The organism is Microbispora triticiradicis, assembly GCF_005864065.1.
In the GTDB taxonomy this organism is placed as follows: domain Bacteria; phylum Actinomycetota; class Actinomycetes; order Streptosporangiales; family Streptosporangiaceae; genus Microbispora; species Microbispora triticiradicis.
Window position 1 is genome coordinate 556,641 of record NZ_VANP01000004.1, and the last position, 13,150, is coordinate 569,790.

General features: G+C 72.0%; 12 protein-coding genes. 6 read left to right on the forward strand and 6 right to left on the reverse strand.

Features of this window, described 5'->3' with window-relative positions:
• Window positions 1-2: 2 nt before the first annotated feature.
• The 5 genes from FED44_RS13940 to FED44_RS13960 all read right to left on the reverse strand — a co-directional run bounded on the left by FED44_RS13940 (window position 3) and on the right by FED44_RS13960 (window position 5,897).
• Window positions 3-1,316, reverse strand: coding sequence for a vanadium-dependent haloperoxidase (locus FED44_RS13940; RefSeq protein WP_138460877.1), 1,314 nt, complete (start codon window positions 1,314-1,316; stop codon window positions 3-5).
• A gap of 132 nt (window positions 1,317-1,448) precedes the next feature.
• Entirely contained in the window at window positions 1,449-2,576 is a 1,128-nt protein-coding gene (locus FED44_RS35770; RefSeq protein ID WP_167521463.1) for a hypothetical protein, read from the reverse strand.
• The gene (locus tag FED44_RS13950; RefSeq protein ID WP_244301908.1) at window positions 2,573-2,911 is read right to left on the reverse strand and encodes a PadR family transcriptional regulator; all 339 of its coding nucleotides are present in this window, start codon (window positions 2,909-2,911) and stop codon (window positions 2,573-2,575) included. The genes FED44_RS35770 and FED44_RS13950 overlap by 4 nt, the downstream gene beginning before the upstream one ends.
• A 57-nt stretch (window positions 2,912-2,968) precedes the next feature.
• On the reverse strand, window positions 2,969-4,345 hold the full coding sequence (locus tag FED44_RS13955) for a glycoside hydrolase family 43 protein (RefSeq protein WP_117408294.1): 1,377 nt from the start codon (window positions 4,343-4,345) through the stop codon (window positions 2,969-2,971).
• An 88-nt stretch (window positions 4,346-4,433) separates the two neighbouring features.
• Window positions 4,434-5,897, reverse strand: coding sequence for an arabinofuranosidase catalytic domain-containing protein (locus tag FED44_RS13960; protein WP_138460878.1), 1,464 nt, complete (start codon window positions 5,895-5,897; stop codon window positions 4,434-4,436).
• 462 nt (window positions 5,898-6,359) lie between these two features.
• On the opposite strand from FED44_RS13960, the gene FED44_RS13965 reads away from it, so the two are divergent.
• The 6 genes from FED44_RS13965 to FED44_RS13990 all read left to right on the forward strand — a co-directional run bounded on the left by FED44_RS13965 (window position 6,360) and on the right by FED44_RS13990 (window position 11,944).
• Window positions 6,360-7,709, forward strand: a complete 1,350-nt coding sequence (locus FED44_RS13965) for a TrkH family potassium uptake protein (protein WP_138460879.1) — start codon at window positions 6,360-6,362, stop codon at window positions 7,707-7,709.
• Complete coding sequence (locus tag FED44_RS13970) at window positions 7,675-8,364, forward strand: potassium channel family protein (RefSeq protein WP_208758964.1); 690 nt, start codon at window positions 7,675-7,677, stop codon at window positions 8,362-8,364. Before FED44_RS13965 ends, FED44_RS13970 begins: the two co-directional genes overlap by 35 nt.
• Window positions 8,365-8,600: 236 nt before the next feature.
• Window positions 8,601-9,641, forward strand: a complete 1,041-nt coding sequence (locus tag FED44_RS13975; protein ID WP_138460880.1) for a PP2C family protein-serine/threonine phosphatase — start codon at window positions 8,601-8,603, stop codon at window positions 9,639-9,641.
• Between the two features lie 157 nt (window positions 9,642-9,798).
• The gene (locus tag FED44_RS13980) at window positions 9,799-10,008 is read left to right on the forward strand and encodes a hypothetical protein (protein ID WP_117408289.1); all 210 of its coding nucleotides are present in this window, start codon (window positions 9,799-9,801) and stop codon (window positions 10,006-10,008) included.
• A gap of 218 nt (window positions 10,009-10,226) precedes the next feature.
• Window positions 10,227-11,150: an NAD(P)-dependent oxidoreductase gene (locus FED44_RS13985; protein WP_138460881.1), complete on the forward strand. Its 924-nt coding sequence runs from the start codon at window positions 10,227-10,229 to the stop codon at window positions 11,148-11,150.
• Window positions 11,147-11,944, forward strand: a complete 798-nt coding sequence (locus tag FED44_RS13990) for an SDR family oxidoreductase (protein WP_117408287.1) — start codon at window positions 11,147-11,149, stop codon at window positions 11,942-11,944. Before FED44_RS13985 ends, FED44_RS13990 begins: the two co-directional genes overlap by 4 nt.
• A 134-nt stretch (window positions 11,945-12,078) precedes the next feature.
• On the opposite strand, the gene FED44_RS13995 is transcribed toward FED44_RS13990, so the two are convergent.
• Complete coding sequence (locus FED44_RS13995) at window positions 12,079-12,975, reverse strand: AraC family transcriptional regulator (RefSeq protein WP_244301909.1); 897 nt, start codon at window positions 12,973-12,975, stop codon at window positions 12,079-12,081.
• Window positions 12,976-13,150: the final 175 nt, after the last annotated feature.

Below are 13,150 nucleotides of genomic sequence, written 5' to 3' on the forward strand. Positions count from 1 at the left end.
CCCTACCGGCTCCCCGGCCTCGGCGTGAAGTAGTGCGCGGCCATGTAGGCGGTGACCTGCGCGCCGATCTTCGCGCCGCGCTCGTCCGCCGTGCGGGTGTGGATGCCGCCCCAGACGCGGGCCTCGACGACCTCGGCGAGCGCGTGGGAGAAACCGCGGAAATACCTGGTGGTACCCGAGTCGGCGCTGTAGCCGCTGAAGGGGATGTCGTCCCGGCCGAAGAAGTGCCGCAACGCCGACATGCTCGCCGCGGTGAAACAGGCATGCCCGGACGTGTAGTCGGGATGCGGCGGCGTGACGAGCAACGGCGTCCAGGCGGGGTCGGCGGCCGTCTCCGGGTTGCCGTCCGTGTCGGCCAGCCGGATCGCGGTGACCGGGCGCCAGAAGTTCCACGCCGCCTTCTCGTCGTAGCAGGCGATCGTGGCGTCGGTCTCGGCCAGGTCGACCATCGCGAACATCCGCGCCGCCTGCAGGACGTTGAGGCGCTGCCGCGTCGCGAGCTGACGTTTGATCTCCCATTCGGCCAGATGCCGGTCGTGCCACCAGATCGCGGCCTGGGTCTGGTCGGTCGTCCTGACCGTGCTGGTCGCCGAGCCGACCGACTTGACCTCGTTGAGGTCCCGGGCGTACCGGCGGCTGGTGAGCGCCGGCGGGCCGGACGTGCGGAACATGGACGCGCTGGGGATGAGGAACGGCTTGAGGTGACCGACCCACGCCCCGTCCGAGGCGAACGCGGGCGGCGCCGGCCGCCACTCACCGGGCCGGGTGCCCACCGGCCACGTCTGGGGGCCGAACGCCCCGTCGTCCCGCCGCGCCGCGATCATCGCATCTGCGGCCTGGGTGCCCACGGTGATTCCCCGCTGTTTCGCGGTGCCTTCGCGTATCGCGCCCAGCGACTCGTCGTACTGCGTTCTCAACCTCGCCTGCTGGTCGGGGAACAGCGCTCGCAGCACCAGGTAGCTCGCGGTCGCGACGGCCGCGTCCGTCGATTCCGTGCCGTCGGCGGCCGGTGCGACCAGGTACGGCCGGTAGGGAACGCCGGCGATCGCATTCACCGCGTCGTAGACCGCTCCGTGCACCATCGCGAAGCTGCGTGCCTGGACCTGCGGCTGCTGACCGGCGACGTCCCAGATGGCGGTCTGGGCGTTACGGTCCCAGACGACGACGGCGTTGGCGGACGAGCCCGGATCCCCCGCGTACGCGGAGGACGAGCCGGGCGCGATCGGCGGCCCGGCGGCGATGACCCCCGCGACGACCGCCCCGGCGACGACGGGTCGCAGAGCGGCCGCCCGGCATGCGGCGAATGGGCTGAACATGAGCGCAGGCTACTATGCCGACAATGTTCTTTACAGTGCTTGATAATTCAGGAAAACAAATATCGATCCAGTCGGAACAGCCGTCTCTCAGGTCGTCGAATATGTGCGTTTCCGGTCCGGCATCCGGTTTCGTCAGCCGGGCTGCTCACGGCTGCCGGAAAGGTCGGCCCGCGCCGTCGTCCCCCGTGTCCGTACGGCGAGGGCGACGAGCGTGACCCCGCATGCCAGGAGCAGGACCAGTTGCAGGGACCCGACGAGGGTGATCAGGCCGGTGAGGTACCCCTCCGCGCCCGGGTGCAGGGTGGCGGCCCGGGCCACCACGGCGGGCACGGCCAGGATCGCCGCCGCGGGCGCGACGGAGCCGGAGGCCACGACCGGCGGCGCGGAGACCGGGGTGGTGGTGGCGGAAGCCCGGAGTGCGGACCGGCGCCGGGCCACGCACCACGCCGTCACCGCGAGCAGCGAGACGCAGGCGAGGCCCGGCGGGTCGAGCCACAGCCACGGCTGCAGCATGAGCGGGGTCGGTTCACCTCCGGCTCTCGCCGCCGCGCCGAGCACCCCGACGGCCAGGGCGAGCAGGACGCCCGCCGCGGCCGGGAAGGCGACGACCCGCGCGGCCGCCGCACCGCGCAGGCGCGGCGGCGGAGCGTCACGGTGGAACCCGGCCGTCAGCGCCAGCACCGTCACCAGGGCCGGCAGCGCCGTCAGGAGCCCCGCGACCCGGGCCGGACCGCCGCCCGTCGCGGGTTCCAGCGCGTACGGCAGGACCAGGGCCGCCCACGCCGACGCCTTGGCCGTGCCCGCCCGGCCGGCGACGAGCGCTCCGAGGCTCGCGGCCCACAACAGCGGCGCGAGGCCGGACAGCACCTGACGCAGCCGCTCCGGCGACTCGGGGTCGCCGATGCCCATGAGCCCGTCGGGGAGCACGCCGGCGACGACGCCGTACGTGAGCACCGTCTGCGCGGCGAACAGCGTGCCGGTCATCGTCCAGAAGACCAGGCCGAGGATCGCGGCCCCCCGGACCGCCTCTCCCGTGGCGTACTCCCCCGGCGGCGAGCCGGGGCCGCCGAGCCGCACCCGCAGCGCGAGCGCGGCCACGCCGGCGATCTCCGCCCACCGCACCCGCTGGTCGTCGAGTCCCGTCTCCGCGCGCCGGGCACCGTCGAGGAAGGCGGAGACCATCTCCTCCTCGCGCCGCGCCCGGTAGGACGCGGGCAGCAACCGGAGAACCCGCCGGTAGCGTTCCTCCAGCACGCTCATGCCAGGCCTCCCACCTGGCGGAGGCGCAGCCGCTCGACGGCGCGGTGGGCGTTGTCGGCCAGCCGGACGGCCTCCTCCTCCAGCGCCCGCGCCCCCTCGTCGGTCAGGCGGTAGTAGCGGCGCAGCCGTCCCTGCCGCACCTCCTCCCGGTCGGGCTCCACCAGGGCGTCGGCCGCGAGCCGGTCGAGCACGCCGTACAGGGTGCCGATCTTGAGCTGGACGCGCCCTCCGGAGAGCCGCTCCACCTCCTGCGCGATGCCGTAGCCGTGCCGCGGCTCGTCGACCAGTGCGGTGAGGACGAGAAAGGCGGGTTCGGTGATCGGCCGTGGTGTCATGTGCTCATCATATATCGAGAGACATGATATTCAAGGCCGGACGGCATGGACGCGCCGTCAGGAAGTGATGCGGAAGGTGGCGTCCTGCCGGTCGACGGAGCTGGACGACGCGCTGAGCGGGTCGATGCGGAGCAGGTAGTCGTAGTGCCTGATGTAGCGGTCGGGGTAGTTGTAGGAGCGGAACGACGTCCACGCCGAGTCGGCCAGGCCGGCGGTGCGGTAGAAGGTGGCGTCGGCGCGGTACGTCGCGGTGCTCTCGGCGGCGGCGAGCCGCAACTCGTAGTTGTAGTGCCGCAGGTAGCTGCCGGGGTAGTTCACCGACTCGAACGACACGCCGGCCGAGTCGGCGAGGCCGGGGACCATCCGCCACATCTGGTCGCGGTACGGATCGAAGGGGTAGGCGTCGATGCGCGCGACGTTGTTCTGGTGCCGTACGAACCGGTCGGGGTAGTTGGAGGACTTCAGCCGCACCCAGTTGGGCGTCCCCCACCGGCTGACCAGGGCGTTGTACTCGGCGTCGGTGATCTGGGCGATCGAGCCGTGCTTGGAGTTCAGCGGCGGGGTGTAGTCACGCTGGTTCAGCACGCTCCAGGAGTTGGCGCCGACGTTGGCCGACCCCCAGGCGTAGTAGTCGTTGTTGACCGGGCTGTACGAGTCGCCCCACAGCCGCCACCCGCCCTCGTTGGTCCGGTGCAGCAGCGGCGCCTCGATGCCGCTCCCCTGGATCAGGCCGCTGGTGTAGGTGGTGAAGCTGTTGGGGGCGCCCGTGGACGACCGCGCCCCGTAGAGACGGCCGTCACCGAGGTTCTTGTAGTAGAGGTAGGTGGTTCCACCGTCCACGACGATGTCGCCGTCGAGGACGCCGAAGCCCGGGCTGAAGAAGGTCTGGGCGGCGCCGACGGTGACGAAGTCCGTCGTGTAGTTCACCCTGAGGATCTCGGCCGCGGAGTAGACGATGCCGTACTGCCCGCGCGAGGCGTCCCAGAAGACCGTCGGCGCCCAGGTGTGGTCGTTGGTGGTCTGCATCCGCACCCGGCGGTATCCCGTGAAGTTCGTCAGGTTCACCGAGTCCCAGACGTGCAGATACTGACTGTTCGAGTTCCAGTCGGTGCCCTTGAGGTCGGTGGCGATCACGACGAACGTGCCGTCGTTCTTCCGGAACACCTGCGGGTCGCGCAGGCCCAGCTGACCGGCCGTCGGGGTGACGACCGGGTTGTTCTGGTTCAGCGGCGTCCAGTTCAGACCGTCCCGGCTGACCGCCAGGTGCAGGCCGTAGTCCGCACCCTGGCCCGACGGCGACTCGGTGAAGTACGCGAAGACGTAGGCGGCGTACGTCGCCGCCCGCGCCGCCCGCGGGAAGCCCGCCGCGCCCGCGGTGACGAGCGCGGCGGAACCGAGGGCCGCCTTGGTGAAGTCTCTCCGGGACAGGGTCACGAGGAGCCTTCCTTTCTCGATCTCAGGAGCGAGCTCAGCACGATCTCGGGGGACGGACCCGCGGAGCGGAGGTGAGGAGACGGGCGGTTCAGCGGTAGCCGGCGGCGACCACGTCGGCCTGGACCGCGTTCTCGGTCGCGTCGGACGGGTAGCCCGAGACGATGGCGCCCTCGTAGAAGGTGCCGGCGCTGAGGTTGGTGTTGGTGGCGCAGCAGTCGCCGCCGCTGCCGAGGATGATCGCGCCCTGCTTCCGCATCGGGCTGTAGCCGGGGGGCAGCGAGCCGTCGTAGAGGGTGTACAGGCTGCCGGACTGGGCGTTGCTGCCCTTGATCGCGAACCGGGACGTGCCGTTGTTCTTGAGCGTCGCGGTGACGAACTTGCTGGTGAAGGCCCGCTGGTTCGGGTTCCAGGAGCTGCTCCCGCCGGGGTAGAGGCCGTATTCGAGGTCGGCCTGCACCCACGGACCGCTTCCGGAGCAGCCGCCGAACCAGCAGCTCGTGCCGAAGTAGATCGCGTCCATGGCACCGGCGCCGTCGGCCCTCCGGGTCGTCTCGCTGTTGCCGTAGTCGAAGCAGCAGCCGCTGTTGACGTGCGTGCCGCTGGTCACCATGTCGACGCCCTCGGGAGCGCTGCCGGTCGGCACGCCGGTCGTGTGGCCGTCGCGCCAGTAGCTGTTGCCGGGGTTGATGTACAGCGAGTACGCCTTGCTGCCGCCGACCGTCAGCGACTCGGTCGTCGCCTTCGCGGGGGTGGCCCTGCCGCCGGCCCCGCCCGATCCCTGGTACCAGACGTCGTTGCCCCGCCCGGACTGGTCGTACACGACGGTGATGACGCAGGTGGTGCCGGAGCAGAACGAGTCCTGGGCGGCGGCGTTGGCGACGCCGCCCGCGCTCAGCACGCCGATGTTCCTGGTCGCGTTGTCGGACGACCGCCTGACCTGGTACAGGTTGCCGTTGTAGGCGCGGTAGAGCGCGCGGGTCGTGCTGTGCGCGGCCACGCACGGCGTGCCGCCCGCCGCGTAGATGTCACAGGGCTTGGAAGACGCCTGCGGGGTGGACGACGGGCTGGCCGAAGGACTCGCGGAAGGGCTGGCCGAGGGGCTCCTCGACGGAGTGCTCGAAGGCGTGCCGGAAGGTCCCGTCGAACCGGTGCAGGCCGTGCCGTTGAGGGCGAAGCCCGACGGGGTGGAGGTGGCGCCGTCTCCGTTGCCGTTGAAGCCGAAGCTCGTGCTGCCGCCGCTCGGGATGCCGCCGTTGTAGGAGACGTTGGTCACCGTCACCTGGGAGCCGGACTGGGTGTAGGTGCCGTTCCAGAGCTGGCTGATCGTCTGCCCGCCGGGGAACGACCACGTCAGCCGCCACCCGTTGACCGGGTCGCCGAGGTTGTTGACGGTCACGTTCGCCCCGAAGCCGCCGGGCCACTGGCTGCTGACCGAGTAGTCCACCCGGCATCCGGTGGCGGCGTGGGCGGTGGTCGTGGTCAGCGCACCGGCCGCGCCGATGACGGCGGCGACCCCGGCGGCGATCCAGAGCCGCAGACGAGGAATCTTCATGAGCGCTCCCGGACGGGCTGCGAAGAGAAGGGTTGTTAGCGCTAACACAGGGGGGCCTGAAGTGTTAGCGCTAACAAGTCTTCGAGGAGGACAGGCCGTTCTTCTGTCGGGTCGTGACGGTGGTGGTGCAGCGGAGCAAACACGAGGCGGTGACACCCCGTCAAGGTCCGTGCGCCGCCTCCCCCTCCGGCCGAGACGCCGGGAACGCGCCCCATCTGCCGGTTCGAGGACGGGACCCGGACCGTCGGCGCGAAGCGGGGGGTGAAATTTACAGCGGGGCGTCGGGTGCCGGACCGCCCCGGCCTGACATCGCTCCTGGTGCGTTACACGACATAAATGCTGTTACGGTTAGCCGCGGTGTGCCGGGAAGTCTGGTCGGCGACGTCCCGCCGTTTCCGGACAGGGGAGGTTTCCGGGTGGTAGCGAGCACGGCGGGCCGCCGATGAGCGCGCCGCTGCCGGCATGAGGCTGTTCTGGGCGGTGCTGGGGCGCTTCACCCAGCCGGCGCAGGTGATCACGACCGTGTTCGGCGCGGCCGTGCTCCTGGGGACCGCCCTGCTGTCCAGTCCGCTCGCGACGACCTCGGGCAGGCCCTCCGACTGGATCACCGCCCTGTTCACCGCCACCTCCGCGGTGTGCGTGAACGGGCTGACCATCGTCGACACGTCCGCGCACTGGTCGCCGTTCGGCGAGGTGGTCATCGCCGCCCTGATCCAGGTGGGCGGCCTCGGCATCATGACCCTCGCCACCGTCTTCACCCTGCTCGTCTCCCGCAGGCTGGGCCTGCGCGCCCGGTTGTCCGCCCAGGCGGAGACCCGGGTGCTCAACGGAGGCGACCTGCGGCGGGTGGTGGGCAAGGTCGTGGTGTTCAACCTGTCCTGCGAGGCCGTGATCGCGACCGTCCTCACGCTCAGGTTCGTCGTCGGGTACGGCGAGTCCCCCGGCCGCGGCCTCTACCTGGGCGTGTTCCACGCGGTCTCGGCGTTCAACAACGCCGGTTTCGCGCTGTGGCCCGACAGCCTCGTCCGGTTCGCCGCGGATCCGTGGATCTGCCTGACCGTCGCGGTGGCGGTGATCGTGGGCGGGCTCGGTTATCCCGTGGTGTTCGAGCTGCGCCGGTCCTGGCGCCGCCCGAAGCGCTGGTCGCTGCTGACCCGCATCACGCTCGCGGTCACCGCCGTCCTGCTGGCCGGCGGCACGCTGGTCTTCCTCGTCACCGAGTGGGCCAACCCCCGCACCCTCGGCCCGCTGGACGGGGAGGCCAAGCTGCTGACGGCCTTCTTCACCGCCGTCATGCCGCGCAGCGCCGGCTTCAACAGCGTCGACATCGCGCAGATGCACCCGTCCAGCTGGCTGGTCACCGAGCTGCTGATGTTCGTCGGCGGCGGCAGCGCGGGCACCGCCGGCGGCATCAAGGTCACCACGCTGGGCCTGCTCACGTTCATCGTGTGGGCGGAGCTGCGCGGCGAGAGCCAGGTGAACATCGGCCACCGCCGCCTCACCGAGGCGGCGCAGCGGCAGGCGGTCTCGCTCACCGTGCTGAGCGTGGGCCTGGTCGCGCTCTTCACCTACATCCTGCTGGTGCTGACGCCGCACGCCCCAAGCAAGGTGCTCTTCGAGGTGGTCTCCGCCTTCGGCACGGCCGGGCTGTCGGTCGGCGTCGTCTCCGCCGTCTCCCCCGCCGCGCAGACGCTGCTCACCCTGCTGATGTTCGTCGGCCGGATCGGCCCGCTCACGCTGGGCTCCGCGCTGGCGCTCAAGGAACGCACCCGCCGCTATGAATTACCGGAGGAGGACGTCATCGTTGGCTGACAAGAGAAACGACCCCGTGGCGGTGATCGGTCTCGGCCGTTTCGGCACCTCGCTCGCCCTCGAACTGGTGCGGCGCGGCACCGAGGTGCTGGCCATCGACCACCGGCCCAAGGTGGTGCAGAGCCTCGCGGGCCAGATCACCCACATCGCCAGGGCGGACGCCACCGACCCCGAGGCGCTGCGTCAGCTCGGGCTGCCGGACTTCTACCGCGCGGTCTGCGCCATCGGCAGCGACCTGGAGGCGAGCATCCTCACCTCGTCGCTGCTGGTGGAGATGGAGATCGACGACATCTGGGCCAAGGCGGTCAGCAGCCAGCACGGCCGCATCCTCAGCCGGATCGGCGTCCAGCACGTCGTCTTCCCCGAGCACGACATGGGCGAGCGCGTGGCCCACATGGTGAGCGGGCGGATGCTGGACTACATGGAGGTCGACGAGAACTTCGCGCTGGCCAAGACCCTCCCGCCCAAGGAGTACGTCGGCGTTCCCCTCGGCGAGTCCAGCCTGCGCCGCAAGTACGGTGTGACGGTCGTGGCGGTGAAGCGGCCGGACGAGGAGTTCACCTACGCCACCGCCGAGACGGAGCTCGGCTACGGCGACGTGATCATCGTGTCCGGCCGTACGGACCGGGTCGAACGGTTCGCCGAGCTGCCCTGAGTCCATGGCCCGGCCGATGGCGCGAATGTCCGTCTTTACCACCTGCCACATCACGAATTCGAGTAACGTCATCACTCGTAGTGATCGAACGTCACGCGTGACCACCTGGGTGGGATGATCCCAAAAAGCCGTCATACGCCGCGGAAGATCGGGAGTGTCCGCTTCGGAGCCGGGAAGGAGTAAAGCCATCACTGAAGGTGTCTCGTAGTGGCGCGGGGGCCGGCATTGGAGTCGCGATGAGTTCTCAGAGCCTCCTGCGCGCGTTGCCGTTCATCGCGATCTCCCTGGTCGTCGTCGTCGACCTGATCAGCGGGCCCGGTGTGGGCTTCCTGCCGCTCCTCACCCTGGGACCGACCTTCGCCTCGGTGGCGGGCGGCGTCCGCCGTACGGCCCTGGTGGGCGCGCTCGCCCTGGCCATCTGCCTCCCCCTCGCCGTCTACGACGGCCTGTTCGGCCGGACGCAGAACAACCTCACGATCGCGGCGATCGTCGGCGTCACCGCCGCGAGCATGCTGGCCAGCAGGCTGCGGAACCGGCGGGAGCGGGAGCTCGCCAACGTCCGCCTGGTCGCCGAGGCCGCCCAGAGGGTGCTGCTGCGCCCGGTCCCCCGCCGGGCCGGCGACCTGCGGGTGGCGCTCTCCTACACCTCGGCCGCGGCGGAGGCCCAGATCGGTGGCGACCTGTACGAGGTGGTCACCACGCCCGAGGGCGTCCGGATCCTCATCGGCGACGTGCAGGGCAAGGGCCTGGAGGCGGTCGAGACCGCGGCGTGGGTGCTCGGCGCCTTCCGGGAGGCCGCCTACGACCAGTCCGAGCTTTCCGGGGTTGCCGAGCGCGTGGAGGCCAGCCTGGGCCGCCATCTGAGCGGGGAGAAGTTCGTCACCGCGATCCTCGCCGAGGTCCACGAGGGAGAGATCTCGCTGCTCAACTGCGGCCACCCGGCCCCGCTCGTGCTGCGGGCCGACGGCACGGCCTACTTCGCCGAACCCCACGAGGAGGCGCTCCCGCTCGGGCTCGGCGCGCTGGGCTCGCCGCGGCCCAAACCGCACCGGCTGCCCTTCGGGGAGGGCGACCAGATCCTCTTCTACACCGACGGCGTGATCGAGGCGCGAGACCGGGCGGGACGCTTCTATCCTCTCGCCGAGCGGGCGCACCTGGCCCAGGGCGCCGACCCCCAGGCGGCGCTGGACGACCTGCGGGCCGATCTGCTGCGCCATGTCGGCGGCCCGGTCCCCGACGACGCCGCGATGCTGCTGCTGCGCCGCCATCCCGGCTGACCGGCCGGACCGAGAACTCCCGTGTTCCGCCCAGGAGGGGCGGGGCGCACGGGCGAACCTGCCGTTTACGTGGGCGAACGGCGGGAAGGGCATCCCGGCACACGGGCACGGGCACCCCCGGGAACACCGCGAAGGGCACCGCCGACTGGAGCCGACCATGGAATCCCTGAACACCGCCATCAAGAACCTGGGCGACACGGTGGTGTCGGCGGCCGGGAGCGTCGCGGGCGCCGTCGCCGACCCGAAGGGCGGCCTGAAGCAGTTGAAGTCCGCGATGTCGTCGCCGAAGGCGCTCGCCGCCGCGGCGGGGCTCGTCGCCGGCTACGCGCTCGGCTGGTGGTGCGGCCACCGCGCGGCCACCCGCTGACCACCGGCACCCCACCTGCCACCCGCCGGGGGCGACCGGCCGCGAGCCGCCACCACAGGCCGCCACCACGGGCCGCCACCACTGGCCGCCACCACGGGGGCGGCACGGTCACCGGCGGGCGGCACAATCGTTCAAGACCACTGCCTCGGCATGCGCTACAACGGTCTCCGGCGCCGGTCATGGCGGTCGGCGCGGGCATCTGCGCGCGGAGGCGGACGATGGACGTGGGTTTCGTCGGGCTCGGGATCATGGGACAGCCCATGGCGCTCAACCTGGCCCGGGCGGGGACGCCGCTGGTGGTGTGGAACCGCACGCCCGCCAGGAGCGAGCCGCTTCGGGCCGCGGGCGCGGTGGTCGCGGACGACGTGGCCGGCGTGTTCCGGCGGGCGTCCACGGTGCTCCTCATGCTGGCCGACGAGGCCGCCGTCGACGCCGTCCTGGAGCGCGGCACGCCGCGCTTCGCCCGGCTCGTCGCGGGCCGTACGGTGGTCCACATGGGCACCACCTCCCCCGCCTACTCGGCCGGGCTGGAGGCCGACGTGCTCGCGGCCGGGGGCCGCTACGCCGAGGCGCCGATCTCGGGTTCCCGGGTGCCCGCCGAGGAGGGGCGGCTGGTGGCGATGCTGGCCGGGCGGCCGGAGACGGTGACGGAGGTCCGCCCGCTGCTGGCGCCGATGTGCGGCAAGACGGTGGTGTGCGGCCCGGCGCCGAGGGCGCTGCTGACGAAGCTCGCGGTGAACATCTTCCTCATCACCACGGTCACCGGCCTGGCGGAGTCGCTGCACTTCGGCGAGCGCCAGGGCCTGGACCTCGGGCTGCTCGTGGACGTGCTGAACTCGGGCCAGATGGCGAGTGACGTCTCCCGCGTCAAGGCGACGAAGCTGGCCGGGCGTGACTTCGCCGCCCAGGCCGCCATCGCCGACGTGCTGAAGAACAACCGCCTCATCGCCGAGGCGGCGCGGCAGGCCGGCATCGCCTCGCCGCTGCTGGACGTCTGCCACACCCTGTTCGGCGAGACCCTCGGGCTGGGCCACGGCGCGCTCGACATGGCGGCCGTCGTCCACGCGATCGAGGCGAGGACGCGGGAGGCGCAGGGGGCGCAGGAGACAGGCGGAACACTCGGAGAAGGAGCATGCGCATGACCTCTCGCCCGGTCGTCGTCGTCACCGGCGGCACCCGCGGCATCGGCCGCGGCATCGTCGAACTCCTGTGCGCGGACGGGTACGGGGTCGTGTTCACGCACTCCGGCTCCGACGCCGACGCCAAGGCGCTGGAGGACGACCTCGGCGGCCGCGGCGCCCTGGTCCGGGGCGTACGCCTGGACGTGACCGAGGAGGACGCGCCGGCCCGGCTGTTCGACCTGGCCGAGTCGGCCGGCGAGGTCACGGGCCTGGTGAACAACGCCGGGGTCACCGGCAGGCTCGGCCCCTTCGCCGAACTGACCGACGCCGACCTGCGGCGGGTCGTCGAGGTGAACCTCGTGGCGCCGGTGCGGCTGTGCCGGGAGGCCGCGCGCCGCTGGTCCGGCCGTACGCCCGCGACCGCCGCGACGACCGGCGCAGCGACCGGCCCGGCCACTGGTGGGACGATCGGCCGGGTGATCGTCAACGTCACCTCGGTCGCGGCCCGCACCGGCTCCCCGGGCGAGTACGTCGCCTACGCCGCGACCAAGGCGGCGGCCGAGACGCTGACCGTGGGCCTGGCCAGGGAGCTCGGCCCGGCGGGCATCCGGGTCAACGCCGTCTCGCCGGGGACGATCGACACGACGATCCACGCCCGGGCCGGAGAGCCGGGCCGGGCGGCACGGGTCGCGGCGCGGGTGCCACTGGGCCGCCCCGGAAAGGCGGAGGAGATCGCCGAGGCGGTCCGCTGGCTGCTGTCGGACCGCGCGTCCTACGTCAACGGCGCCGTCCTGGAGGTCGCCGGAGGGCTCTGACCCGCTCCCGGCCAGTGGCGAGGACCGGAGCGAGGACCGGAGCGCCGCGACGATCCCGATGCCCGCGTGCCCGAACCAGGCGAACGCCGATCAGGTGAGTACGGACCAGGCGAACGCCGATCAGGCGAGCATGGTCAGGCGAGCGCGGCGGTCCACCGGGCGGGCGTGAGGCCGTAGGTGCGCTTGAACATGCGCGTCAGATGGGCCTGGTCGGCGAAACCGGCGAGTTGGGCCGTCTCGGACAGCGGCACGCCGTCGCGCAGCAGGCGCCGCGCCCGGTCCAGTTGCCGCATGGTGCGGAAGCGGGTCGGGCTGGTGCCGAAGGCCGTGCGGAACTGCCGCGCGATCGTCCATCGGTCCAGGCCCGAGACCGCCTCGAACTCGGCGAGGGAGTGCCGCACCGCCGGATCCTCCGTGATGAGGTCCCGTACGCGGGCCAGCGCCTCAAGCGCCAGCGGAGCCGGCCTGCCCGGGCGGCGCACGGCCGCGTGCCTGACCAGTGTCCGGGCGGCGAGCAGCGTCGTCGTGAGGCGGCCGAAGCCGTCCAGGGGCTCGTCGATGTCCCGCAGGCACGCGGCGAGCGCGGGGTCGACGTCGCGCCGCCCGATCACGGGGTCGGCGACGAAGGGCAGCGGGCCCCCGCCCAGCGCCTCCTGCACGAGGAACGGGTCGAGGTAGATGATCCGATAACCGAACCCCTCGTCGGTGCCGGCCGTACCGTCGTGCACCTCGTCGGGGTGCAGCACGTGCAGTTCCCCCGGCAGGCAGTGCCGCGCCTCGCCCCGGTAACGGAACGTCTGCACCCCGTGGAACGTCATGCCGATCGCGTAGGTGTCGTGGCGGTGCGGAGCGAACCCCTCCCCGGTCAGCGAGGCCTCCAGACGCTCGATGCCGGCCGCGCCGGACCCGAACCTCAGGCGGTGGCCGGGCAGGGTCCCACCGGCCGGCAGATGCCGGCGCGGGTCCACCCCGCCGCCCGGCATGTCCCCGCCGCCCCGTGAGTTCGTGCCGCCCCGTGAGTCGTTCCGCACGAGGCGAGACTACAAGTGGGCGCGGACGCGCTCGCGAGCACGGCGAAGGCCCGGTGCAGGCCCGGCGCAGGGGCCACCGCGCCGGCAGAGTGACGGCGCAGCAATACGGCACGGGGGCGGCACAGCGCTCGGAGGCGGGCACTGCACGGGGTTCGGGGCGGGCGCGGGACAGTAG

Coding starts and splice junctions, on each gene's coding strand:
- FED44_RS13940 (WP_138460877.1), bottom strand. CDS start 1,316: ATGTTCAGCCCATTCGCCGCATGCCGGGCGGCCGCTCTGCGACCCGTC.
- FED44_RS35770 (WP_167521463.1), bottom strand. CDS start 2,576: ATGAGCGTGCTGGAGGAACGCTACCGGCGGGTTCTCCGGTTGCTGCCC.
- FED44_RS13950 (WP_244301908.1), bottom strand. CDS start 2,911: ATGACACCACGGCCGATCACCGAACCCGCCTTTCTCGTCCTCACCGCA.
- FED44_RS13960 (WP_138460878.1), bottom strand. CDS start 5,897: ATGAAGATTCCTCGTCTGCGGCTCTGGATCGCCGCCGGGGTCGCCGCC.
- FED44_RS13965 (WP_138460879.1), top strand. CDS start 6,360: ATGAGGCTGTTCTGGGCGGTGCTGGGGCGCTTCACCCAGCCGGCGCAG.
- FED44_RS13970 (WP_208758964.1), top strand. CDS start 7,675: ATGAATTACCGGAGGAGGACGTCATCGTTGGCTGACAAGAGAAACGAC.
- FED44_RS13975 (WP_138460880.1), top strand. CDS start 8,601: ATGAGTTCTCAGAGCCTCCTGCGCGCGTTGCCGTTCATCGCGATCTCC.
- FED44_RS13980 (WP_117408289.1), top strand. CDS start 9,799: ATGGAATCCCTGAACACCGCCATCAAGAACCTGGGCGACACGGTGGTG.
- FED44_RS13985 (WP_138460881.1), top strand. CDS start 10,227: ATGGACGTGGGTTTCGTCGGGCTCGGGATCATGGGACAGCCCATGGCG.
- FED44_RS13990 (WP_117408287.1), top strand. CDS start 11,147: ATGACCTCTCGCCCGGTCGTCGTCGTCACCGGCGGCACCCGCGGCATC.